The organism is Arthrobacter alpinus (assembly GCF_001294625.1).
GTDB lineage: Bacteria > Actinomycetota > Actinomycetes > Actinomycetales > Micrococcaceae > Specibacter > Specibacter alpinus_A.
The window spans coordinates 1,876,937-1,902,052 of the sequence record NZ_CP012677.1; the positions used below are offsets into that span (position 1 = coordinate 1,876,937).

Genomic DNA, 25,116 nt, shown 5'->3' on the forward strand with positions numbered 1-25,116 from the left:
AAAACATCACCGCCATGCAGATTTAGGGCCACGATGGGAAGGTTTGCTGCACCGCACGAATCGACACTCTGGACAATAATGATTGTTGGCACACAACGGCACGTACTCGAGCACCAGTGACATGCCGTCCACCGTGTTGAGGAACCTGCAAACGGCCCTCCAACAGCAGCTCCGGCGCTGCGTTACAAGGCCTCGTCACGTTTTACTCACGTTTTTGAACGAAAATCAACCGCAAATCATGACATATCAAAGGAGGCCACTTGGCTCGTACTCCCCCGGAAAATAGCGGTTTTTGACGGTCAACAGAGGCTGTTGGCATGATTGCCCTGAGATTCTCTTGGTCGTGGGTTCAATTCCCGCCCGGGGCACCAAAAAGGGCCTCTGAACTGCGGTTTTAGCCTTTTGGCCGGGTGCGTCGGCAGAGCCAATTCACGTTCTACTCACGTTTTTGAACGAAAAGTTGATCACGTTTTGACCTACTCAGGTCCAAATAACGCAGGCTTTCGTCACGTTTTTCAACCGGTGGGGCAGAAAGAACCGCGGGAATCCAGAGTTCTTTCACATCAGCGTTACTTCTGCCGGCGTCGCCTAACTATTGGGCCTCCGATCGGAGTACTCGCGGCACCGTAGTCAGTCAGGTAGCCAATAGCCTCCCCTGAGACTGACAACCCCTCAAGCGCGGCATCGCCAATCATCCAGCTCTCGCAATTCGCCCATGCGGCGGTGACGCACCGTCCCGAGCTTGGGCAGCGGCAGGTCCGCTTCAACTCGGTCGCCCTCCGGCGGACAAGGTTCCCTGCCCGCCCCGCATGGGGAACGTGTTGTGGGACCGTGGAGCTCCCGGATTTTTTTGCCTAGGACCTGAGCTCTTTTTCCCACCAGGAAAGTGTTGCCTTCAGCGCAGTATCCCAACTTGTCGCCTGATCTCCGAATGCAGAGCGATAGTCCTTCCAATCCATCAAAAACGGGTTGTCGAATTGATATGCGACCTCTGGCAGCTCAGCGGCCAGTGGGAAGATGAGCCCTGCAGCGCGCAGGAGCAGTCGCGGGATCTTACGGATTGAGGGGGGCTTCACCGCGGCGATGTCTGCAGCCTTGTTAAGCGCTTGCCGCAAGGTCACATCGGGCGGGGACGGTACATGCCACGCCCGGCCCCAAGCGGAAGATTCAGCTCCGAGCCGGACCAGCGCACGGGAGAAGTCGGGGGCGTAAGTGAATGTGTGGGTCGCATCAGGATCCCCAAGCCACCAAACGGACTTGCCCGTGACCAGGTTCGGCCACACTTGGGCGCCCAACTGCGACCGACGGACGCCGGGGCCAAAGAAGTCAGAGGCTCGACCTGATACCGCCCGTATTTCACTTGCGCGGTGCGCCCCGAAGAGCCTCGCGCTCATCTGCGCCCTGATGCTTCCTTTCTGGGAGTTGGGCTGAAGGGGATGTGTCTCATGAAGTGTTCCGGCAGTGCCGTACCCATAAAGGTTCTCCGCCACTACCAGGACAGCACCGGTTTCTGCTGCTGCTTGAATGGCCCCTTCCTGCATCGCAGGGAGCTCATCGGCCCACCTGTGATAAGGCGGTGCAGCCGCGAAATAGATGACCGCTGCGCCTTGGCAGGCTTTGGCTAGGACACGTGGATCTGAGGCATCGGCCTTTGCGGTGCGGACCGAAGCAGGAAGACCCCGGGTCTCCCCTGAGAGGGTGATGACGCGCACGGTGTTCTCGGATGCGGTGAGATGCTTCGCGATACCTAGGCCAATCGGGCCAGCGCCCACCACGACATGCACCCCATCGGATCCGATCCCGCCACTGCCATGGTCTTCTGCTTGGTGGTCTGTCATATGCACACCGTATATCCGTTTCAAAAAAACCGGGATCGAGGGCTATCTCCGTGTTCCTCGAATCCATCTTCCTTGTGCTTCCATCCCTGCAAGGAAATGATTCCACTACACGGCGAAACGTGCGATTCCAACCACGCTAGCGTTCGTGGAGACAGGCAATTTACCGATCGCAGCTTATTGACCGAAGCTTGCAAATCACAGCCCGCAGACGAACGCGCTGCGGGATGGGAGGAAACCAGGCAAGCAACCCAGTTATTGGCCGAAGCCGCCAGGGAAGACCAGAGCCGTCAGTGTGCCTAGGCCGTAGAAAATGACCGACCCGAAGCACGGCGGGATGAGGCTGGCCTCAAATACGACTCGGCCGAGCGCCGGGACGGGCTGGCTGTCTCTCTCGACGGCGGGGCCGACAACGAGGATGTGCAGCGCCATTGAGTGCCGACCAAGACCAGGGACGCCCCCCAGCGCGGTGGCCAGGCCTCCGGAAAGACACCCACGGCACGCTAGACGCGAGGGGCAACCGCGCCGACAAAGAACCTGCAAAAGAACGCCTGAGCAGCTTGCGGCCCAGACACGAGGCACGAGGAAGGCGCCAGCACCTACCGCTAAGGCAGACGACGTCGATCACGTACCGCTGCACCATTGCGCGTCACAAGGTAGGTCCCGAGCCAACCTCAAAAGGCGACCAAACTCCGACCGTGCAAAGCCGACTTGACGAGATTTCAAAGAGTGGTTATATTTTTTCTCGTAAGAAAAAGAGAACGGAAGTTCCCCCGCTGGTACTAGTTGGATTTGATTGTCTAGGGGGAAGCACCGTTGCAGTATCACCTGGTCGTTGGACAGCTTGAGACGGCCAGAGCAATACCAGCAGTACCGGACCGTCAAGTAGTAGGAGACGGTCACAGCAGTACCGCAGTAACTGGTCGTTGGACAGCTTGAGACGGCCAGAGCAATACCAGCAGTACCGGACCGTCAAGTAGTAGGAGACGGACACAGTAGTACCGCAGTAACTGGTCGTCGGACAGCTTGAGACGGCCAGCGCAACACCAGTAGTACCGGACCGTCAAGCAGTAGGAGACGGACACAGTAGTACCGCAGTAACTGGTCGTCGGACAGCTTGAGACGGCCAGCGCAACACCAGTAGTACCGGACCGTCAAGCAGTAGGAGACGGACACAGTAGTACCGCAGTAACTGGTCGTCGGACAGCTTGAGACGGCCAGCGCAACATCAATAACACCTGGTCGTCGGACAGCTTGAGACGGCCAGCGCAACACCAGTAGTACCGGACCGTCAAGCAGTAGGAGACGGACACCGCAGTACCTGGTCGTCGGACAGCTTGAGACGACCAGCGCAACACCAGTAGTACCGGACCGTCAAGCAGTAGGAGACGGACACCGCAGTACCTGGTCGTCGGACAGCTTGAGACGACCAGCGCAACACCAGCAACACCTGGTCGTCGGACAGCTTGAGACGACCAGCGCAACACCAGCAACACCTGGTCGTCGGACAGCTTGAGACGACCAGCGCAACACCAGTAACGCGGGGCGGGCAAGTTGAGAGCATCTTTATGCATTCCTTGCCCGCCCCTAACGTTCGGGTCTGCTGGCCGGCACAGATGGGGTAGCCGCAGAAAACGGCATAAGTCGTGCGGCAGGTTCAAGCGGTCAACGCAACACATTGTCAACTAAAGCTTGGGCAGACCCTTCCCTCGTTCAAAGTAGTTGTAGTTGGCTGTCGAGGGGAAGCACCCTTGCAGCAATATCTGGTCATCGACAGCTTGAGACGAACACAGCAATTCTCTAATGGATATTGGCTGGCCCGGGGCTGGCTGGCAGACTGGTGCTACTCCGGCCAGGTGTGACTCGCTCATTTTCTGACCTGCCACGGCAGTGTCCTACTTCTGACATGTCCGCCTGGTCGGGGCTGCACCTTTCTGGCCCACTTCGATGGCTTCATAGAAGGTTGTCCTCCCCCTTCAAAAGGTTGGGGCCGTGACTCGTTAGAGAACTGCCTCGGCGTGACTCTTCCCGGATCGGCGTTATGAACAATACCCTCTCGAAGGGAGAGCCAGAGATGACCATCGTGGCCAACCAATTCACCCATGTCGTAGGCGTGGACACCCATGCCAAAACCCACACCTACGCCATTCTTTCCTCGGCGACCGGACAAGTCCAAGACACCGCAACGTTTCCGACCAGCCCGCCAGGTATCGCCCGTGCCGCCGACTGGATGAACAGACGTGCCGGGGAAGGGCAGCTCCTGGTTTGCGTGGAGGGTGCGAGCTCCTACGGTGCCGGCCTGACACGGGCGCTCCGTGGGGCCGGGATGAGCGTCTGTGATGTGCGGCCCCCACGCAGGACCTCCCGGAGGGGGCGGGGAAAGTCCGATGCCATTGATGCAGTGGCAGCAGCGCAGTCCGTCCTTGGCATCGAGGTCGCTACCCTGCTCGAGCCCCGCGCCGACGGTGAGAGGAACGCCCTGCGGATCCTGCTGGATGCCCGACGGCTCATGGATCGCCAACGCACAGCTGACCGGCTAGCACTGACAGCGATTATCCGCACTACCGCGCTGGGTGTTGATGGCCGCCAGGCACTAACAGATGCCCAAATCCGTGCCATCGCTGCATGGCGGACACGGTCCCGGGACGATAAGGGCCGACAATGTCGCGCGGGAGGAAGCACGCCGGTTGGCCAGAGCAGTCCTTGCCTTTACCACCGAGCTGGAAACCAACAGGACCCACATATCTGACATCGTCCAGGACATGGCGCCGGGCTTGATGGACCTGCCGGGGCTGGGCCCGGTCAGTTCAGCCGTCGTGCTCGTCGCCTACTCCCACCACGGAAGGATTCATTCCGAGGCAGCCTTCGCGGCCATCGCCGGAGTCAACCCCATCCCAGCCTCTTCGGGCAACACCATCCGGCACCGCCTCAATCGCCAAGGCGATCGGCAACTGAACAAGGCACTGCACACGATCGCCCGGACGCGCATGCAGTTCGACGCCGCAACGAAGGAATACGTTCAAAGGCGCACCGCTGAAGATAAGACCCTCAGAGAGATCCGTCGGTGCCTCAAGCGATCTATTGCCCGAGAACTATTCAGGAAATTACAAACGCTTATGGCTTGACTCGAAGAATAGAAGGGTCACGCTATGGGGAGGGGAAGGCAAGTGCATCTGTATGTAATCCCTTGCCCGTGCCGCACCATTTTGGCGAAGGCCTCCGTGCCACCACGGTAGGAATCGGAGCTGACCCTATTGCGGTCTTGTACTGGTAGCGACCGCAATTCAAGTATTCCGTATTCGTCGCGTTTTTACTATCTGGCTTTGGTGGGTTGGTCGAGGTTTCTTGGTGCGTAGCCACACCAGGGTGATCCGGCTACTACTGCGATCATTGGAGTGCTGTCGTGGCGGCAGGCCGAGTCTCGCGGCGGTACTGGCCTGCCTTCGATGGTGGAGAACGCCAGGGCCCTTACCAACTGCTGGTTGCACCAGCCGTCCACCATGGATGTGAAGATCCGCTCGTTCAGCAACGGCAGACCGTCGATGAGATGCAGGATTCCGACGCCGGAGCCCCTCTTTTTCTGACCATCAAAAGCCACCCCACCGCCGCTTGCATCTGATGAATATATCCTTCAACAAATGCAATCTGATCGTAAGCGCGCAGGTCAGGAGCGTTTCCACCGCCGCTTGGACCCTGGGTCGACAGCTTCACGCGAGGACAATCCACGACCGCGTTGAGGTGCTGAACTGCGCCGATGGTCCCAGATCCGAAAATATTCAAACCAACCGCAGTAGTACACCAGAAGAAATTGCGGTCAGAAGCAATACTGGAACAGGATTGAACGCTAAGCCCTCGAAGTTCGCTCACGTGAGGCCACCGGGTGTCAAGAGGTACGAACCCGCATCGCAGTATCAACGTCTCATTTCAGTAGTACACCTCAGGGTAGGCAAGAGAAGTCCGCCTCCCCCTCCTAGCCTGTCGGCGCTGGCTTGTAGAAAAGACACACTGTCCATCACGACACGTCCTAACACTGGGCCTCTGAAGGACGAGCGCGTAGACCCGCTGCCACACCGCGAACCTCGCGCAAACTTTTTGCTTTATTGGCTTTGGGGCTCGTGATCGAGGTCCTCGGCTGCGTTGGTGATGCGTTTGGACATGGAGGAGAAGATCCGGCCGTGAAATGGCAGGATCGCCAGCCAGTAGAGGCGGCCAGCAATGCCGTGGGGGAAGAAGACGGCGCGCTGGGTGTAGCGGCTTCCCGAATCGGTGGGGGCCACGGAAAACTCGAGCCAAGCACGGCCTGGGGCGCGCATTTCTGCTTGCAGCCGCAGCAGTTGGCCGGGCACTATTTCCTCAACCCTCCACCAGTCGACGGCGTCTCCTAGAGCCAAGTTTTCCCGGCTGCGCCGGCCACGGCGCAGCCCTACCCCGCCCACGAGCTTGTCCACGAGGCCACGAAGCGCCCAGGCACCCGGCAATGAGTAGTAGCCGGTCTCCCCACCAATTCCTTGAATGACCTTGAAGACACTCTCGGGGCGGGCTTTGGTGTCCCGTTCACGCACATCGGTGAAGACGGTGTGTCCAGCCCATTGGGGGTCCGAGGGCAGTGGATCTGCCGGTGATTCCAGCGCGTGTGCTGTCACCCAGGTGGTTTCCACCGTGTCGTCGCTCATCTTAGCCAGTGCCAGTTCCACCGCACGCAGGTATCCTGTTAGCCCCTTGGTCGGACGGGCTATCACTGTGTCTATGTCATGGTTGCGCATCACGCAATCGTGTTGGAGGGATTCGACCAGGGGTACCGCCAAGGACCGCGGAATGGGGGTGACCAGGTTAACCCACTGGGCGGCCAGCCAGGGCGTCAACACCGGAAGGGGCAGGATAGTTGGCCGGCGAATTCCTGCAGCATCGGCGTAGAGCCGCATCAGTTCTGCATAGCTGTGAGCCCGCGGGCCGCCAATGTCGAAGCGGCCGGAAACCTCCGGCGGCAGCCCTGCGGCCTCACTGAGGTAGTGGAGGGCATCGCGTATGGCGATGGGCTGCACTTGGTTTAAGACCCAACGGGGGGCCGGCATCACCGGCAAGACATCTGTAAGGTGGCGGACCATTTCAAAACTGGCCGAACCGGAGCCAATGATCAAGCCAGCCTGCAACGTCAGGGTGGGGACGGTGCTGGATTCAAGGATCTCACCGACCTTGACCCTGGAAGTAAGGTGCATGCTCAGCTCCCCGTCGGGATGCAGTCCCGACAAATAAATCAGGCGCTGCAGTCCCGCGGCCTTGGCAGCAGCCGCCAGCACTTGCGCACACCGCTCCTCGACCGGCCCGAAGTCTTTGGTGCCACCCATCGAATGCGCCAAATAGTAGAGAACTTCCGCACCTGAGCAAAGTTCCTTAGCAGCCTCTGGATCTGCCAGGTCTCCGACGACAATATGGACGTCCATGCTCCACGGCACATCACGCAAGGCCTTTTTTCGCCGGGTAAGAACCCGCACCTCGTGACCTTGTTCCAAGAGGACGGGGACAAGGCGTCCGCCGATGTATCCAGTTGCTCCGGTGACGGCGATGACACTCATGAGGCATGCTCCAATTTGCGGTCGAACTTCTTCCGGTACGTGACGGCTGCCACGAGCGCGTACAGAATCACCAGGGCGGCGGCGCAGAAGGCCGCTACCGACACTGGCACAGATTCCAGCCCGCCATCACGGCGGCCCACACCGATCCACGCAATGCCCCACGCCATGGCAAGCGCGGCCGCTATGCGTCCTCCGGAGAAGTGCACCGTAGCGGCGGCAATAAGTGCTGCAACGATTACCAGGACTACCGCCAGCGGGGTCACCCATGCTGCGCCCTCTCCCACCCCGAGAGAGGACAACCATGCGGAAATGTTTGCCACGGTGGCAACACTGACCCAGCCCAGGTAAGGACCGAAGGTAAGGCCAGTAATCCAGCGCTCGGGCGCAGAATCCGTGCCGGGGATCATGAGCAGGAATATCCTGATCAGGACCGCCACCAAGAGCAAAATTACCAGTACACTGAGCCCCAGCAACCCGAGCTGGACCACCCCGATCCACAGCGCGTTAATGACGGCTGAGGCGGCAGCCCAGGGGCGAATCTTTCGCTGAGATTGGCTTTTGCCGGCTGTGGAGGTCAGCTGCCATACCGCGTAAACCAGCAACGAGGTATAGATAAAGCTCCAGATGGAAAAGGCTCCGGTGCCCGGTGCCAGCAGTGTTGAGTCAGCGCCGAGACGCCCACCTGCGGCGTCAGCAATGGGGGTGCCGCCCAACACTCCGCTGCCGTAGAAAGCTCCCAGGGTTGCCAGCAAGACCGCCCCGGCACACAATATCCGGGCAGTCAGTGACGCTGAGTATGCAGTTCGCATCGCCAATACTCTTTTCATTTGAAGCCAAACTTACAGAACTCAACCTATTCGACAAGCGTAAGTCCTATAACCCATAGTGTCTCTAGATAGGCGAGCAATCAACACCTCGAGGTAAAAATGACAGAACGCGCTCTCGACCAGACCAAAGACGGGCGGTCAGCAGCCCGGTTGTTGCAGGAGGTTCTGCTCTTCAACGACGCCCTCCAATATTCAATTTGCGCGAACTGCAGATCAACGAAACAGATTTCAATGCCCTGCAGAATCTGACTTTTGGAATAGCGTTGACCCCTAGTGAATTCGAGGCAAAGCTGGGCATCACCTCTGCTGCGTCCACTGCACTTGTTAACAGGTTGAGCGCACGGGGCTCGTTATGCGCATGCCGAACCCTTCGGACCACCGCAGGGTGTTGGATCACGACAGCCCAGAGACTGTGGAGCTGGAGGTGATGGCGTTGCGTCCACTCTTTAGAGATTCAAATGAGCCACTGAATAACACAGCACCGGAGGACCAACAAGCGGTTATGGAATTGTTGGAAGATGTGCTGCAATCGATCCATGCCGGGATCGATCCCCTACCTGCGACCACTGCCGTGAAACGGAGAGCGAGATCATGAGTTTGTCGACTTGGACAACCGCCCACCCAGCAGCGTCACTCAGCACTGGCGCCGCTGCAAGATTTGACGCATCAGTCCGCCATGAAATCGCTCAGCTTGCAGATGGCTACAGGAAGGATGCCGCAGCTTATTCACAAGCCACGGCAGTCTTGTGGGAACGCATTTATACCTCTTTTGTGGGCGGGCGCTTACCCGGCCTCGGCTGGTCAAGCTGGAATTCGACGCCTTCACACTCCAGCGCGGGGAGGAACGGGCGCAGGAGCAGACCGCCGAGAAGCTGATAGTCATTTTGGGCTGCGGCTTGGACTTCCCGCTAAGCGGCAGCGCACAAGCACCTCGCAGTAGTGCTTGAGGAGGTGTCCACCGACTACCAGCTTGGGCAGGACCGCCCCGGGACCAACGGCACCTCACGGCTGTCCCCTGCACTGCGGTGGGGGCATGTGAGCCCGGTGCAGATATGGGAGGCCCTGGGGAGACTGGCGGCTGAAAATCAGGGCGCCGCCGACGGCGCCCGGGCCATCATGCGCCAACTGGCCTGGCGGAACTTTTGCTGGAACCTGCGCCACCACCACCCTGATATGGGCACGGTGAACCTGCGCCCTGAATTCAACAATTTTGACTGTGCGCGGCCCACCGTGCTGCTCCCCACGCCCAACAGCATCGCCGGCGCGGCAAAGCCCCAACCCGGATCGGCTGCTCCTGAGCAGGCCGAGGTCGATGCCTTCAACAGAGCCTGGTGCCGCGGTGAGACCGGTTTTCGCTGGTCGATGCCTGCATGAGAGAACTGTGGGAAACCGGCTTGCTGCACAACCGGGTGCACATGGTCACCGCCAGCTTGCTGGTCAAGAATCTTGGCATTCCCGGCACGCCGGTGAAGCGTGGTTTTGGGACACCATTGTGGGCGCGGATGCTACTTCGAACCCGGCGAACTGGCAGTGGGTGGCAGGGTGCGGCGCTGACGCCGCGACCTATTTCAGGGTTTTCAATCCTGTCCTGCAAGCCAAAAAATTTGATGCCCACGGCGGCTACCAGGCACGGTTCGGGCCAACACCGAGCCAGCAGCCTGTGGTGGCCTTGAAAGAATCACGGACCGCCGCGCTGGCCGCTTTCGATCGCACGAGGGAAATCGCTCGAACAAGCGATGCCCAATCCTGAATGGCACCGCCTGTTCGATCGAGGAATCGCTAACTGCGGTGGTGCGCTGATGGCGTCACGTCGTCGCTTTCGGTATCCGCTACCTTGGACAAGATTGATGGCAACCAGATTGCCTCTCCAATGTCGTAACTGAATGCTGGAACCAGCAAAGAGCGCACTTACGGTGTCCAGCAAGACTCCGAAGGCCACGATGAAGGCGATTTGAGCCCGGAACAGGATCGGAATCGCCCCCAGTGCGCAGAAAGTGACAGCCAAGACCAGCCCGGCGGAGGTGACGACCCCGCCTGTGATCACCACTCCGCGGATGATCCCTTCTCGTGTGCCAAGTTTGACGGATTCTTCACGCGCACGGGTCATCAGGACGATGGTCTAGTCAACACGCAGAGCCACCGGGAAGATGAACTCGAACAGTGGAACGGCCGTGTCGGCGCCGGGGAAGTCGAAGACATGGTTAAAGAAGAAGGCCGCCCCCCAGCGCCGTGCCGAAGGAGAGCACTGTGTTCAATATCAGCAGGACCGGGGCCAGGACAGAACCCAACAGCATCATCAGGATCAGCAGAATCACCACGAGCACTCCGGGGATGATCAGATTGCGGTCATGGATCGAGGCGTCGTTGGTGTCAGTGGCCGTTGCCACGCCTCCGCCCACCGTGGTTTCGGGAACGGCAGCGCCGGCGGCGCCCCTCGCCTCAGTCCGGCAGTTGTCACCGTGGCGGCTCCGCCGGGTGCCCAGGCAGAGAGCACGGAAACGGATTCAATGCCGTCCAGTGCCAGCATCACATCGGCAGCCTTATGAAGTCCAGAGTTCGGGACCACCACCAGCACGGGGCTGCCGGTGCCTCCAGGGAAGTGTTCGCCAAGAACGGCTTGGCCATCACGTGCATCGGAGGCGCCCAACACCAAATCCGATTGCGGTACGCCGCTGGCATTGAGCGTGGCGGCACCAAAAGCTCCCACCAGCAGGACAGTCGTGGTGTCCATCCAAATCAGCCGCGGGCGGCGCTTGATGATCCTGGCGAGCTTGGCCCAGACGCCGGTGGCTTGTACTCCGTGTTCTGCGGCCACCACCTCCGGCTCGAATTTTGGCCGTCGCGGCCAGAAGGCGTTCCGACCGAAGGCGCACAACGGTGCCGGCAATAGGCACAGTACCGAGCGCATGGCGAAGACAATGCCGATCGCGGCAACGGATCCCAGCGAACTATTGGATTTCAAATCGCCGAGCAACAAACACAACAGACCGGCGATCGCGGTTCCATCGGAAGCTGCAATGGGTTCGGCGGATTTGCGGATGGCCGCCATGCTGGCAGCCCATTTGCCCGTGCTGACCCGCAGCTCTTCCCGGTACCGGGCCACATAGAGCAGCGAGTAGTCGGTGGCCGCACCGATAACCAGAATGAACAAGATGCCCTGGGTTTGCTCGCTCAAGATCAGGATTCCGGCTTTTGCCAGCCACCACACACTCAGCAGCGCTACGCACAAGGCGAAGAGGCTGGTGGCGAGCACGGCCACGGGCAGCAGCCGCGAGCGGTAGACAAGGACCTGTCAGGGGCGCCGCCTGCAGGGGCGTGCCAAAGGTGGTGGCTGCCTCACCGATGTCTGCATCGGCTTGGATCGGCACAAATGACTGCACCGCCTTGCCATCCTTTGAAGGAATGCCCGGGAAAACCTCTGCAGCAACCCCAGGGATGGAGATCAGGGCTGCGATCTCCTTGGAAATTGAGGCGAGCTGGGTCTCGTTCAGGGTTCTGTTGCTGGAGAAGACCACAACTGCGGGGATTTCATCGGAGTTACGGAACTCGCCTTGCAACTTTTGCACTTGAGTTGCATCAGCAGAAGAGGGAAAGTATGCGGTGGGGTCATTGGATGAAGCCTCGCTGACCTTGCCAAAATATGGTCCACCAATTGACCCGCCGGCTAGCCAGATGATGATGATCAGCGCTGGTAGCAGGTTCCTCAGCCTTTTCCTGGTGCTTATGGGCGCTTTGTCTTGGCGGGCTCCACCGCTGCTCAACTCCACGGCTCTATTCATGGGCTGATCTCCGGTAGCCGCATAATTTTAAGCTAGCCTAGCAAGCTAATAACCTAGCTTGCAAGATGTTTGGTTCTTTATATTAGTGGGAGGATAGAATTATCAACATGGTAGGTATCCAGGGCAACCCTCCACCATTGCCGTCCAACGTCTATGACTTCAACGACGCCGACCCGAAGAGTCAACTAATAGACCGCTCGGCGATGTCCACCGAAGACGTGGTGCACATCGGTGCGCTCATGGCTGCGCTGGGCAGGCTGCGCACCGCGGAGAAGCAGCTCTCGGATGCGTCGCTGAAATACATGAAGTTGAACCAGTCGGACATGCGGGCCCTGCACTACTTGATCGTCACGGCCAACACCGACGCAATTGCCACACCCGGAGCCATTGCCCGCCACCTGAAAATTTCGACGGCGTCCACCACCAAGCTGCTGGATAGGCTCGAACACGCAGGTCATATCACTCGCTCTGCCCACCCCAGCGATCGTCGCGCCTTAGCCATTACTATCACGGCCAAGACCCGCCAGTCGGCCATGGATACCGTGGGTCGCCAGCAGGCCAAGCGTTTCCATGCAGCAGCCCGGCTCAGCGCCGCAGAGCGCGATGTGGTCATCCGCTTCCTGGACGACATGACACAAGAAATCACGCTTACGGATGAAGCCTGGGCCCAGCCCGCAGCCTCATCCGAATAGCCTGCCGTCTCTGAAAGGACACGGAAAGCGGTGGCCCAGTCCTCGGGCCCATGGTAACTCGTTGCCGAGATTCTGGGAGATCCGAACCAATGAGGTGAGAGCTACCGGTCGCCCACGGACTGTCATTCGTGGATCGAGGATATGCTCGGGTAACGGCACGAAATACTCTGAGAATTCCTTACCGAAGAAGGAAAATACCTTGAACGTAATTGTGATTGTCGCGGGGCTGGCCGGGTTGCGGGACGCAGGGCTGGCCGCCGAACAAGGGCATGACGTCACGATCCGGGAAGCCTCCGCAAAGGGTTGGTGGCCGCGTCGACACGGAGCAGATTGACGGCCTTCGGTGCGACCGGGGATTTCAGCTGATTAATCCCTGCTACCCGGACGCTCGGCGGGCACTTGATTTGAATAATCTTGATCTACATGCGTCGGGACGCGGTGTCGCGGTTCGGAATGAGCGTGGCGTTCAGGTATTGGCGGATCCTTTTCCGCCATCCCTCATACATCAGAGGGCTGTTCGGCGGTACCGTGAAAATCACCGGCGTTCCTGCACTGCTACGCTGGCACGGCGTTGCCCGCGCCGAGTCGCTGACACTGCACCAAATCATCGAGGGCGCTGGTTTCTAGGGTCCTCTGCGCAAAGTCATCAAGCAGTTCTCCTCTAGTGTGGTGGCAGACCGGGATCTCAGAACCGTAGCCTCCTCGGCTCGAACATTGGCTTGGTATATCGCCAAGGGAATCCCATCCTTGCCGTCGCAAGGAATGTCGGCAGTGGCACATGAGTTGGCCGGACCCGTCTGGGACCACATCCGATTCTCAACGACCGCAAAATCCCGCATCAGCCAGAACGCCCAAGTGACAGTAGTCTGCGCCTTGGGCGAAGAGCTGACAGCTGACAGCGGACAGCGTGGTAGTGGCCGCCGGCCCACAAGTTAGCGCCCGCCTCACTGGGCAGCCAGAGCCAGCCATGAATTCCTTGACCACGTGGTGGTTCGATGCTCCCCATCGTCCCAGCGCCTTGCCTTTTCTCTACCTTGATGCCGGGGAAGATTCCCGGTTGATCCATACGTTGGTGATCTCCAATGTGTGCCCGTCCTACGCCCCCCATCGGACACCATCTGGTGCAAGCAACTGCGGTAGGTGCGCACGGATTAGATGATGGCGAAGCCATGGCCCAAGCAGCCTACATTATGGGCATTCATGACCCCACCTGGAGATTGTTGGTGCGCCACGACATTCCCGCTGCACTACCCGCCGTCGTGCCTGGGGGACGTCCGCTGACCCGTGGGATCGCCGGAGTGACAATAGCCGGTGACACTGCGGAATCTTCAATCCAGGGCGCATTGGCCATTGGTGTTGCAGCAGCGCACGCACTTGGTGACGCACCAGGAACGGCCATTGCGCGTGGGCCCCTGAGCGACACGTTCACCGTACAGATTCGCTGTGCCGGCAACGCTACGGACGTACGGGACAAGCTGACCGATCTGGATGGCCACACCAGAGCCATCCTCCTCACCATAGTGACGCCGGCGCGAAGCCGGATGCGCGATGGCCTGGAATTTGTCGGGCTCACGTCCTTGGGACCCATCAGATTCCCAGACCGCATGCTGGTCAGCCGCGCCGAAGTCCCCAGTGCAGGCAATCCGGGACTTCTAAGAGTGTCGAAATTTGGCCCGGTGTCAGGCGAGGTCGAGGCCAAGGTCGAGCAGCATGGCTCCGAGGTTTTGGTCCTCTGGCTCCAGAGCCTCCGGACGGCGGGGCTGCCACGCTGGCTCAGGCCCCTGGGAGCTGTTGTGGCACGGGCAGCCTAGGCATTGGACTACGCAACCTGCTGACTTGAGACTCGCTTTGTCGGGATCTATCGCGAGGGTGCCGGCATTGGCGCGGTTGGCAGAACAACCCACTGCAACCAGCCATCACGCCTGGATCCGCCGGTCAGCGCGGAGAATCTCCACTTTGCGCTGACTGGGATGAGGTTCTTCTGAGGTTGCCGACCTCCGGATCGGCGGCGCCAGCTAAGGCTCCTTCAACCTCATGACTCCCGCGTCCAGTATCCGGCGCCCGGTGGACCAGCTATCGCGCTTCTGCATAGCCCATGTGGGTGCCGGACAGCGAAGGTCGCAGCCATGGTGGCGGTTGTGGCTATTTTGTCCAACACGTCCAGCGCCAGACCATTGGGTGAGCTGGCGAGTAGACCCAAGATCGAGCCTGCCCGTAAGATTCGCCGGCACCAACAGTGTCTGAGACGACGAATCCCGCTGAGGGGACGGTCAACAGGGTTTCCGGTGCCGCGAACGGCGATCCCTGCTTGGGGTGCAGTCTTAGTGCTTGGAATCCGCGGTGCCGATGAGGGGCACCGTATGCCGTTTGGTCTAGAAGAGCTTCGGGAGCAGCACTGGAGTGTTCGCCTTGTAGGTCTCGTAGTCGGCTTGTCCGCCCCACTTGGATTCTGCCTTCTTTTCCAGCAATGGCACGCCACTGACCTTGGTCAGTAACAAGATGACAAAGACCGGTGAGATGAGCGCAACGTTCTGCCAGCCTTCCAGCGCTGGGAAGGCAATGATGGCCACTCCAATCCACAAGAGGATCTCGCCAAAATAGTTGGGGTGGCGGGAGAAGGACCACAGGCCTGTGGAAATGAATTTGCCCCTATTTGCCGGGTCGGCGTTGAAGCGTGATTTTTGCTGGTCAGCGATGACTTCCATGCCGAATCCCACCACCCACAGGACCAATCCGAGGACTGCGAAGCCATCAAGCGGTACCGATTTTCCTGAAGTCATGGCAACCCATGCCGCCGCTGCGGTGAAGGTGACCCACAGTCCTTGAATAGTCCAGACATTCAAGAACCGGACAAAAGAGGGCTTGAGTGCATCAAAGCGATCATCCTTACCGGCCTTGCTGATACGCCGGAACAAGAAGATGCCTAGCCGTAAGGTCCACGCCAAAACCAGGGCACCCAAAAGCAGGGATCGCGCGTCGAGCTTGGGGATTACCAGCAGGATCATCACGGTGATGGAAACATAGGTCAATGTTCCGGTGATGTCGTAAAACTTTTCGGTTTGCTTCATGAAAGAGGGAATGAAGACTATCCACTGGATCGTGATGGCTGCTGCTACGGCGAGCGTGAACGTGGGGATGGCTCCGACGAAACTACCGCCACTGCTGCCAGCCACTGCAAGTAGTGCCCCGATCAACAAGACCAGGGGAAAGATAACTAGCGCCTTACGGTCGGACTGTTTCATGGGAGGGGACCTCTCTTGACTGCAGGTTGTAAGTGCAGAAGCCATGGGTGTCTTAGTTCTCACTACACTCTAGCTTGCTCAAATTTGTTTGATGGTCAAAGGTAATTGAGTATACTTGAAACCTGAGAAGGTGAGGAAAGTTGTGAGCGAATCATCGCGCGAGCCCGTTGCTGGAACCCTGCGGGCACTGGTTGCTCTGGTCCGGGAAAGTGAGCGGGAGATGGCACTGAGGTTAGGGCTGAATCTCACGGATTACCGGGCCTTGTGTGCCCTATCGGAATTGGGGCCGCTCACCTCCGGGCGGCTGGCCGAGGAATTAGGCTATACCGCCGCCACCACCACAGCCATCACCAAACGCTTGGAATTACGTCGCTATGTGACCCGTCAGCGCAGCGAAACTGATAGGCGCTTGGTGACCTTGACGGCAAGCCCGGAAGCGTCCCAGCGCATCATGGACCTGACCTTGCCTTTGGTATCTGTCCTCTCCGAACAACTCCAAGCCCTCCCTCCGGATCAAATCAGCACGGTTGTTGCTTTTCTTGATGTAACACAAGACCTCATGCGCACACATCTGCAGATACTTTCTACCAAGGACGCCACATGAAAGAGATCACCACACCAGCTTTGTCCGGCGCCTGCGATTATCCCAATGCAACTGAACTGCTCATGCGGCGGTTCCACAACGCGCCAGATCACATCGCCTTTGAGGTTCGTGCCAGCCGTAGTTCCATCACAGATCCGTGGCGGAAGGTAAGCACCCATGAATTTGTCACCGAGGTCCGGGCCTTGGCTAAGGGATTGATGGCCGCTGGGTTGGAGCCCGGGGAAACCTTAGCCATCATGTCCCCCACCCGGTATGAGTGGGCACTGATGGATATGGCCGCTTGGTTTGCTTCTGCCGTGGTGGTACCCATTTATGAGACATCAGCACTTAACCAGGTTTCGGCTATCCTTCAAGACGCCTCCGTGCGTTTTGCCGTTGCAGGCACTGCCGAACAAGCCCAATTATTGGAGGAAGGATTTACGCAGTCTGGCGTGTCCGACTGGCAACTCTGGTCCATGGACCCTGGTACGGGGCCAACCCTGACAGATCTGACCCATGGTGGCGCGCATATCACCTTAGAAGCCCTGGAAGCCCGGCGCCTGATGGCCAGCCTAGATTCTGTGGCCACCATTGTATACACCTCCGGAACCACCGCCGCCCCCAAGGGCGCACTCATCACACACGGAAATTTTGTGGGCCAGGTGCTCAGTGTTGCAGGCGCTTACACCGAGGTGGTCAAGGAATCCGGGAACACCATCATTTTTCTCCCCATGGCGCATGTGCTGGCCCGCGGCCTGCAACTCATTTGCCTGGCCAACGGAATGCGCATTGCCCATCTCAGCGACACCACAGAAATAGTGCCGGCACTGGGGGTTCTGAAGCCGACATTTTTAGTTGTGGTGCCACGCGTACTGCAAAAGATCCAAGGCTCCGCTGCCGCTGCCGCCTCGAAGAAAAACCTTGGGGGCGTGTGGGCTCTGGCGCAGGCAACCGCCGTGGACTGGGGGCTTCTGGCGCAGGAGCGCGAGAGCGATCCCGGCCGCAAAGCTGGGCTCTCTCTCCGGGTCCGGCATGCACTCTTTGACCTTTTGTTCTACGCCCGCATCCGCAAGCTCGTGGGCGGGCGCCTAGAGTACCTTCTCTCCGGAGCAGCCGCGTTGGATGCCGAACTTTCACTGTTCTTCCGGGGGCTGGGCTTGCCTGTCATCGAGGGTTACGGACTGACAGAGACCACAGCACCGTTGACGGGAAACCTGCCGCACTCCATCAAGGCCGGATCCGTTGGCGTGCCAATGCCGGGAACCACCATACGCATCTCTGAAAACGGCGAGGTGCTGGCCCGTGGCGTGGGCGTTTTTGCCGGATACAACAACCCCGCCGATAACACGCACGCGTTCCAGGATGGTTTCTTTTGCACCGGCGATACCGGCGTCCTCGATGAGCAAGGACGACTCACACTCACCGGCCGCATCAAGGACGTCATTATCACCGCCGGAGGAAAGACCATATCGCCCACTATCTGGGAAGGCTATGTGGAAAGTGACCCCCTGATAGCGCACGCGGTCATGGTAGGCGAGGGCAAACCTTTTCTGGGCGGACTAGTTCTCTTGGATTCCGGCTCTGTCTCGGAGTGGGCGCAAAGCAAGGGTTTCACTGATCTCCAAAGCCTCAGAACCCCCGACGACGGCGGGTGCGTGGAAATCGACGACGCTCGCCTTCGCAAAGTCATCAACAAAGTGGTGAGTGCGGCCAACTCCAAGATTGCTCGCTCGGAACAGGTGCGCAAGATCGTGTTGCTAGTCGCCGACCTCAGTGAAGCCAACGGGCTAGTGACCCCCACCATGAAGCTCAAACGAAACATCTTTACCGACCGGTCACTGATTTTCATTGACAAAATTTACGCAGAGACAAGGTCCCAAGGATGACGTCGCGCAGCAAATCCTGGCTCCTGCACTATGTTCTAGCGGCAGTGATCTTCGCACTCATCGATGTGGTGTGGATTCTTTCGGTTGCACTGCCGCAGTACCAGCGGAACATCCCGGACCTGATGGCAGCGAAGCCTCAACTGGCCGGAGCTGGATTCTTTTACTTGATCTTCGTGGCAGGAATAGTGCACTACGGCGTCCGTCCACTCGAGCTGAAAGCCCCCCTGCGCCAACGCGTGGGCGCAGGAGCGCTCTTTGGTTTCTTCAGCTACACCACCTGGGCCATGACAGCATTTTCAATCCTGAAAGACTTTCCACTCAGTGTTGCAATCACCGATATCCTCTGGGGCACCGGCGCCTCCGCCGTGGTGGTCTGGCTAACGCTCATAGTGTCTACGGCGCTGCGAAAAAACCGCAAGCAAGAACCCCTGCTGTAACGAGGACCCACTGGGTGCGGTCCCCGGCATCAACCCACCGGCTCATTCAGGGCCCAATTGCAACAATAAGTGGCACTAAAAGCTCGCTACTTCGCCGTGATGAGAATCAGTTTTGTAGGAGGTGGTGGAAACTCCCACCTAACTGCGTCCCTGGCTTGCAACGGTTGATTTTACGCACGACGACGCCGCTAGTAAAACGTAGAACCGCGGCTCGATTTTCCAGGACGCGCAAGGAGCGGTTTCCTGCGGCAACCGTGCTGGTCAAGACGTAAAAGGAATACGCGGCACGCTGAGGCGGTTATCGCTCCTATGAACCATGACAACTCACAGAATCTGGAAGTATCAACCACCATCGATCTGAAGGATCTGGGCAGGGTCCATCGTCTAGGGTTCGGTGCTATGCGCATTGTCGGAGACGGCGTCTGGGGTGAGCCTACGGATCGGGGAGCCGCGATCGCCGTCGTCCGCCGTGCAGTGGAACTCGGGGTCGACTTCATTGACACCGCTGATTCCTATGGACCAAATATTAGCGAGGAGATCCTGGCCGAGGCGTTGCACCCGTACAAGGATGGCCTGAAAATTGCTACCAAGGTAGGGTTTACCCGCACCGGACCGGACGTGTGGGTTCCGGTGGGCCGAGCCGAATACCTCCGCCAGCAGACCGAGCTGAGCCTGCGCAAGCTCAAAGTGGATTCCCTAGATCTGCTCCAGCTGCACAGGATCGATCCCAAGGTGGATCCAGAAGAGCAATTCACTCTCCTGCGTGACCTGCAAAAAGAGGGCAAGGTCAAGGCGCTGGGCCTCTCGCAGGTGAGCGTGGCCCAGCTCGAAGAAGCCGGAAAGTACTTCACCGTCTCCACCGTGCAAAACCGCTACAACCTCACGGACCGCAGCTCCGAGGACGTCCTGAACTATGCCGAGCAGAACGGTATCGGCTTTATCCCTTGGGCGCCGATCTCCGCCGGTGAGCTGGCACAGCCCGGCGGACCACTAGATGAGGCCGCTAAACGGCTCGGTGCCACAACATCTCAGGTCGCCCTGGCATGGCTGTTGCGCCGGTCTCCGGTCATGATGCCAATTCCCGGCACCGGATCCGTGAAACACCTCGAAGAAAATCTGGGCGCCGCCGCCGTCGTACTCGACGACGACACTTACGCCGAACTCGAAGCGGCTCGCTAACCGCTTTCCACCGCCGACAACAACAACGCGAGAACCCACGCTTGCCCGGAAGGGCTGGCCGAACAGGAGCAAAAACTATGGCAAACATACTGATGATCGTTTCCGCCGCCGATTCCCTCTCCATGCGGGACGGCAGCGAACACCCCACCGGATATTGGGCAGAGGAGCTGGTCGTTTCGCACAAGACCCTGCTCGACGCCGGCCACACGGTTCACATCGCAACTCCCGGGGGCGTGAAGCCCACCGTGGACCAAGTGAGCCTGATGGATGAACCTGCAGGGGGCAAGGATAGGGCAGACGGTTTCCGTGATTACATCGCTTCCATGGACGCCGAGCTGACCGCCCCGCTGGTGCTGGCCGAAGTGAGCTCCGAGACCTACGACGTCGTCGTTATGCCCGGCGGGCACGGACCCATGACCGATCTGTACAAAGATGCGGATTTGGGCCGGCTGCTGATCGCCGCCAACACGGCCGGCAAAATAATTGCCCCCTTCTGCCACGGCCCGGCGGCTCTGCTGAGCGCCGTCGAGGCCGATGGCACGTTCGCCTTCGACGGTCGCCGACTGACAGTATTCACCAACGAGGAAGAACTCAACGGCGGAACCGGGCCCAACACTCCCTGGTTCGTCGAGGACGCACTGCAGGAAAAGGGCGCCATCATCGAAAACGCTGCCCCTTGGAGCTCCAATGTGGTCCGCGACGGCAACCTCATCACCGGACAAAACCCACAGTCCAGCGAGGACGTCGCCAAGGAAGTCATCAAGGCCATGCAGAAATAGCAGCAGCTGAGACGGGTCCGGCCGCACCGGGCCCGTCTCAGGCAAGGCAAGCCGCGGGCTAAGGTGTGCCTAGGTTGCCAAGACGGCTAACGGGCACACCTAACACTGATCCTGTACGTATTGCGAACTCGATTTGAACCACCGGGTTATGTACGACGACGACACAAGTAAAACGGCGGCATGATTCCCGGGACGGCTCAGCTCTGGGTGGAGCTGTAGCCTGCGCCATCTTGGTCGGACTCTGGAAGGTCAAGGACTATCTCATTGTGACGCAGCCACCATGGCTTGAATGGCGGATCAAATCTTGCGAAACGCGGTGCGCCAATCGACGCGAGACCGGCTTCTCTCAAAGCAGTTCTCAGCGATTGGAGATGCTGCTGATAGCGCACGTTACTCCAGCGCCCGTTGAAGCGGATAACTGCAGCAAGGCTCTCTGGAACTGTCCTTAGGTGCACCCTGGGATTGGTGGGCCAAGGTGCGCTCTCGATGGTGAACCCTTCCGGTAAGACAAAGGCGATCCGGAACTTTGGCGTCCCGCAGTCATCCCCTTGACCCTCAACTGCTTGCTGCAGGACGGGGGCGGTCATCGAGATCTTTTCTGGAGCAGCGTCCTGCACCACCGGGGCGGTCATCGGAACTTTCTGGTTTGCCTGGTTCTCTCCGTTGATATAGGCAAAAAGGTACCGGAATGCGAGGTTGCCAGCATCTTCAAAGGCTCCCTCGACAAGAACCTCGGCAAGGAGATGTTCGGAATAGCGGCGTACCTCGAAACCATCGTAGCTGCGCACTATTTGGAAAGGCTGTTGCTCAGTCATGTCATCACGGTACTCCTACCCCGTTGTATATCGAGGTGGAACCGACTGTCAAAAACTCCTTACGTAAATCCGCGCCCCGAATCCAGGAGTTATCGGCGCCGGAACAGACGGCGAGAAACTTACATCCGCGAAGTGCCCTTTGCTCTCGGAAAATTGTTCTACGGTAAGATCAATTTTCCTCGGGAAGGGCCATTTCATGGTGAAAAATACCGTCCGTTCACGGACTTTCATTGGTGGATCGAGGCTAAGCTCTGGTATGGCACGAAATAATACGATAATTCCTGACCGAAGAAGGAAACTACCGTGAAAGTGATTGTTATTGGTGCGGGACTAGCGGGGCTGCGTGCCGCAGGGCTGGCCTCCGAACAAGGGCACGACGTCACGATCCTAGAAGCCTCAAAAAGAGTTGGTGGCCGCGTCGATACCGAGCTGGTTGACGGATTTCGGTGCGACCGTGGGTTCCAGCTTATTAATCCTGGCTACCCGGACGCTCGGCGGGCACTGAACCTCAAGGACCTAGATCTGCATGCGTTTGGACACGGTGTCGCGGTTCGAGATGAGCATGGTGTTCAGATATTGGCGGATCCTTTTCGGCATCCCTCATACCTGAGAGGACTGTTCGGCGGTACGGTTAAGCTAAGCGACGTTTCTGCGTTACTCCGTTGGACCCGCCTTGCGCGCAGCGAATCTCTGACGCTGCACCAGGTCATCGACCAAGCTGGTTTCTCTACACCCTTACGCAAGGTCATCGAAAGATTCTTTTCGGGTGTGGTGGCGGACCGGGATCTAAAAACCGTGGCGTCCTCAGCTCGAATACTGGCCTGGTATTTCGCCCAGGGAATCCCGGCGTTGCCGTCGCAAGGAATGTCTGCCGTGGCACATCAGGTGGCTGCGCCGATCTTAGAGCACATCCGATTCTCAACGATCGTAGAGTCCCTCATCAGCCACAAGGGCCAAGTGAAAGTAGTCTGCGCCTCCGGCGAAGAGATGATAGCGGACCGGGTGGTGGTGTCCACCGGCCCCCGGGTTAGTGCCCGGCTCACTGGACAGCCGGAGCCCACCATGAATTCCCTGACCACGTGGTGGTTCGATGCTCCCCAGCGACCCAGTACATTGCCCTTCCTTTACTTGGATGTACGCGGAGAGTCCCGACTGACCCATACTTCGGTGATCTCCAATTCCTGCCCGTCATACGCCCCTGCTGGACGTCATCTGGTGCAAGCGACCGTCGTCGGTGCGCACGATTTAGATGACAGCGAAGCCATGACCCAAGCAGCCAGCGTCATGGGGGTTCATAATCCCGACTGGAGATTACTGGTGCGCCACGACATTCCCGATGCCTTGCCCACCATCGAACCCGGGCAACGTCCCCTGGATAGCGGGATCGCCGGAGTGATAATAGCCGGAGACTCGGCGGAATTCTCCATTCAGGGTGCATTAGCAAGTGGGGCTGCCGCGGCACACGCGCTGGGAAATACAAGGGGAATGGTCAATGCGCGTGAGCCTCTGAGCGATACGTTCGCCCTGCGGATCCGGTGTATCGGCGACGCCAGGGACATATGGGAAAAGTTGACCGATCTAGATGGCCACACCAGAGCCATTCCGCTCACCGTAGTGACGCCAGCACACAGCAGGATGCGCGATGGCCTCGAATTTGTCGCACTCACGTCACTGGGGCCAGTGAAAATAGCAGACCGCATGCTGGTACGGCGGGCTGAAGCACCTAGTGAGGGAATGCCGGGACGTCTAGTAGTATCAAAATTTGGCCCGGTTGCAGGCGAAGTGGAGGCTAGCATCGAACAACATGGCTCCGAGGTCCTAGTAGTTTGGCGCCAGAGCCTCCGGCCGGCGTGGCTGCCACGCTGGCTCAGGCCACTTGGAACTGTTGTCGCACGAGCAGGCTACGGCATGGGACTGCGTAAACTGCTGACCTGAAATGCGCCTTGTCGAGATCGCCCAGGAGGTAGCCGCCGTCCATGTTGATGACCTTGGCGCAGTTAAACACTGATTTGATTGGAAATCCGGTGTGGATACGATGACCGCTCAGCGACACCACTAAAATCTCCCTGAGCCGCTTTAGATGTTTCTACCAGCGGACACCAAGTGCCAATTGCGAAGCCCATATGGCTGCTAACTGGCCTCCATCCGTAGGGCCATTGTTACGCGTCGCAGTGGATGGCTATAAGTAGCCGCGTTGCTTGACGATGAGTCTTGATTTCTCCGGGTTCCCGGTTTAGCTCTTGACCTTCTGAGGTGTACTAATGATGTGAGACGTTGATACTGGTATTGGGTGTTTCGTCGGGTATGACCCCATATGGGGCTGACGGCTCCAGGCGGGGTTTGTCTTGAATCGGATCTGTCTGCTCGGCGGGCGCCTTTTATTAGGTGGCGGTCAAGCGGGCATGACCTTATAGGAGCCTGAGCACGGCCAGTGATCTCGTCAACGTCTTGTCTGCCAGCCTGATCGCCACCTTTCAATTGTAGGCAGATTGGAAGGATGGGAAACAGGCCATGGCTCAGATTATCGCGGGTGTAGATACACATAAAGACACCCATTACGCGGCAGTGATCAGTTTGCAGTGCGAGCACCTCAGCGCGGTGCAGTTCCCGGCAACGAAAGCGGGATATCAGGCACTGACAGCATTTATCACCTGCCAAGGAGAACTCCTGCGGGGTAGGAATCGAGGGGACCAACTCCTACGGGGCTGGATTGACCCGTCATCTTCAGGCCCGAAATATTGAAGTCGTGGAAGTGATCCGCCCGGCCAAAGTGGTGCGCCGTATGAAGGGTAAATCCGATGCCATTGACGCCTACACTGCAGCGCACACTGCCTTGACCCACCAAGACGTCGTCACTGCGAAGACCAGTGTCGGCACGGTAGAAGCCATCCGGGTCATCCATGCTGGGCGCAGATCAGCATTGAAGGCGCACGCTGAGGTTATTACCCAGATCAAGAGTCTTCTCGTCACGGCTCCAGAGAAGGTTCGTGCCCAGTATCGGAGCCTTTCCACCAAGAAGCTCGTGGGCCAACTTGCCGCTTCCCATACTCATGTAAGGGTTGACTGTGTGGAAACGGCAACGCGTTCAGCGCTGAAACGATTGGCAAAACGCTATATCTACCTGGATGAGGAAATCACTATCTGCGAGGGTGAACTTCAGGCTCTCGTAGAGCAGGTAAACGAGGCCCTGACCGCCGTAAGGGGAGTTTCCACAATCATTGCCAGCCAGCTACTCATTAAAGCCGGCGACAATCCTGAGCGGTTACAAAGCGAAGATGCTTTTGCCGCTCTCTGCGGGGTATCACCGTTGCCAGCATCCTCTAGACAAACGAACAGGTTTCGCCTGAACCGTGGCGGTGACAGGGCCAGGGCTAATGCAAAGTCGCTGGTAGTGGTCTGATTCTGGCGAGTTTGAGGGCGCGGTGGGCGCTTCTGGCGGTGTGTCTGGTGGCTTTGGCGATGTTGGCTATTCTTGCGATTCTGTAGAGG

Annotated in this window: 18 protein-coding genes and 3 pseudogenes; 15 read left to right on the plus strand and 6 right to left on the minus strand. The window is 58.7% G+C overall.

The genetic code is table 11. The annotated features are described in order from the left end of the window. Positions 1–854: 854 nt before the first annotated feature. Positions 855–1,838: an NAD-dependent epimerase/dehydratase family protein gene (locus tag AOC05_RS08365; RefSeq protein ID WP_062006829.1), complete on the minus strand. Its 984-nt coding sequence runs from the start codon at positions 1,836–1,838 to the stop codon at positions 855–857. A gap of 2,071 nt (positions 1,839–3,909) precedes the next feature. Here AOC05_RS08365 and AOC05_RS08370 point away from each other — a divergent pair. Then, positions 3,910–4,960, plus strand: a pseudogene (locus tag AOC05_RS08370) (IS110 family transposase). Between the two features lie 972 nt (positions 4,961–5,932). Here the strand turns inward: AOC05_RS08370 and AOC05_RS08380 are convergent. Then, complete coding sequence (locus AOC05_RS08380) at positions 5,933–7,408, minus strand: SDR family oxidoreductase (protein WP_062006831.1); 1,476 nt, start codon at positions 7,406–7,408, stop codon at positions 5,933–5,935. Then, the gene (locus AOC05_RS08385) at positions 7,405–8,217 is read right to left on the minus strand and encodes a tryptophan-rich sensory protein (protein WP_082357859.1); all 813 of its coding nucleotides are present in this window, start codon (positions 8,215–8,217) and stop codon (positions 7,405–7,407) included. The genes AOC05_RS08380 and AOC05_RS08385 overlap by 4 nt, the downstream gene beginning before the upstream one ends. Positions 8,218–8,981: 764 nt before the next feature. On the opposite strand from AOC05_RS08385, the gene AOC05_RS08390 reads away from it, so the two are divergent. From AOC05_RS08390 to AOC05_RS20555, 3 genes and pseudogenes are all read left to right on the plus strand, one after another. Then, on the plus strand, positions 8,982–9,182 hold the full coding sequence (locus AOC05_RS08390; protein ID WP_062006832.1) for a hypothetical protein: 201 nt from the start codon (positions 8,982–8,984) through the stop codon (positions 9,180–9,182). Continuing rightward, on the plus strand, positions 9,175–9,609 hold the full coding sequence (locus AOC05_RS20760; protein WP_420480382.1) for a hypothetical protein: 435 nt from the start codon (positions 9,175–9,177) through the stop codon (positions 9,607–9,609). The genes AOC05_RS08390 and AOC05_RS20760 overlap by 8 nt, the downstream gene beginning before the upstream one ends. Beyond that, positions 9,606–9,985, plus strand: a pseudogene (locus AOC05_RS20555) (FAD-binding domain-containing protein). Before AOC05_RS20760 ends, AOC05_RS20555 begins: the two are co-directional and overlap by 4 nt. A 29-nt stretch (positions 9,986–10,014) precedes the next feature. On the opposite strand, the pseudogene AOC05_RS20765 reads toward AOC05_RS20555, so the two are convergent. Continuing rightward, positions 10,015–12,014, minus strand: a pseudogene (locus tag AOC05_RS20765) (MMPL family transporter). A gap of 107 nt (positions 12,015–12,121) precedes the next feature. Here AOC05_RS20765 and AOC05_RS08410 point away from each other — a divergent pair. The 4 genes from AOC05_RS08410 to AOC05_RS08420 all read left to right on the plus strand — a co-directional run bounded on the left by AOC05_RS08410 (position 12,122) and on the right by AOC05_RS08420 (position 14,517). Then, on the plus strand, positions 12,122–12,706 hold the full coding sequence (locus tag AOC05_RS08410) for a MarR family winged helix-turn-helix transcriptional regulator (protein ID WP_062006835.1): 585 nt from the start codon (positions 12,122–12,124) through the stop codon (positions 12,704–12,706). A gap of 199 nt (positions 12,707–12,905) precedes the next feature. Further along, entirely contained in the window at positions 12,906–13,040 is a 135-nt protein-coding gene (locus AOC05_RS20415) for a hypothetical protein (protein WP_257720359.1), read from the plus strand. After that, positions 12,976–13,371, plus strand: coding sequence for an FAD-dependent oxidoreductase (locus AOC05_RS20770; protein ID WP_420480383.1), 396 nt, complete (start codon positions 12,976–12,978; stop codon positions 13,369–13,371). The genes AOC05_RS20415 and AOC05_RS20770 overlap by 65 nt, the downstream gene beginning before the upstream one ends. Before the next feature lie 504 nt (positions 13,372–13,875). After that, the gene (locus AOC05_RS08420; RefSeq protein WP_062006837.1) at positions 13,876–14,517 is read left to right on the plus strand and encodes a hypothetical protein; all 642 of its coding nucleotides are present in this window, start codon (positions 13,876–13,878) and stop codon (positions 14,515–14,517) included. Between the two features lie 561 nt (positions 14,518–15,078). Here the strand turns inward: AOC05_RS08420 and AOC05_RS08425 are convergent. Further along, a complete protein-coding gene (locus AOC05_RS08425) occupies positions 15,079–15,948 on the minus strand; it encodes a DUF1295 domain-containing protein (RefSeq protein ID WP_062006838.1) in 870 nt (289 codons plus the stop codon). 142 nt (positions 15,949–16,090) lie between these two features. On the opposite strand from AOC05_RS08425, the gene AOC05_RS08430 reads away from it, so the two are divergent. From AOC05_RS08430 to AOC05_RS08450, 5 genes are all read left to right on the plus strand, one after another. Then, complete coding sequence (locus AOC05_RS08430) at positions 16,091–16,552, plus strand: MarR family winged helix-turn-helix transcriptional regulator (RefSeq protein WP_062006839.1); 462 nt, start codon at positions 16,091–16,093, stop codon at positions 16,550–16,552. Next, complete coding sequence (locus tag AOC05_RS08435) at positions 16,549–18,417, plus strand: AMP-dependent synthetase/ligase (RefSeq protein ID WP_062006840.1); 1,869 nt, start codon at positions 16,549–16,551, stop codon at positions 18,415–18,417. Before AOC05_RS08430 ends, AOC05_RS08435 begins: the two co-directional genes overlap by 4 nt. Then, positions 18,414–18,854 (plus strand): DUF2177 family protein, encoded by a 441-nt coding sequence (locus tag AOC05_RS08440; protein WP_062006841.1) that lies wholly within the window; start codon positions 18,414–18,416, stop codon positions 18,852–18,854. The genes AOC05_RS08435 and AOC05_RS08440 overlap by 4 nt, the downstream gene beginning before the upstream one ends. Before the next feature lie 309 nt (positions 18,855–19,163). Then, positions 19,164–20,033 carry an aldo/keto reductase gene (locus AOC05_RS08445; protein WP_062006842.1) on the plus strand — a complete coding sequence of 290 codons (870 nt, stop codon included), beginning with the start codon at positions 19,164–19,166 and terminating at the stop codon, positions 20,031–20,033. Positions 20,034–20,110: 77 nt separating this feature from the next. Beyond that, on the plus strand, positions 20,111–20,812 hold the full coding sequence (locus AOC05_RS08450) for a type 1 glutamine amidotransferase domain-containing protein (protein ID WP_062006843.1): 702 nt from the start codon (positions 20,111–20,113) through the stop codon (positions 20,810–20,812). A gap of 197 nt (positions 20,813–21,009) precedes the next feature. On the opposite strand, the gene AOC05_RS08455 is transcribed toward AOC05_RS08450, so the two are convergent. After that, a complete protein-coding gene (locus AOC05_RS08455; RefSeq protein ID WP_062006844.1) occupies positions 21,010–21,627 on the minus strand; it encodes an SOUL family heme-binding protein in 618 nt (205 codons plus the stop codon). Between the two features lie 303 nt (positions 21,628–21,930). Between AOC05_RS08455 and AOC05_RS08460 the strand changes: the two genes are divergently transcribed. Both AOC05_RS08460 and AOC05_RS08465 read left to right on the plus strand, forming a co-directional pair. Continuing rightward, the gene (locus tag AOC05_RS08460; protein ID WP_062006845.1) at positions 21,931–23,562 is read left to right on the plus strand and encodes an FAD-dependent oxidoreductase; all 1,632 of its coding nucleotides are present in this window, start codon (positions 21,931–21,933) and stop codon (positions 23,560–23,562) included. 775 nt (positions 23,563–24,337) lie between these two features. Beyond that, on the plus strand, positions 24,338–25,027 hold the full coding sequence (locus AOC05_RS08465) for a transposase (RefSeq protein ID WP_082357860.1): 690 nt from the start codon (positions 24,338–24,340) through the stop codon (positions 25,025–25,027). The last annotated feature ends 89 nt before the right edge of the window (positions 25,028–25,116 follow it).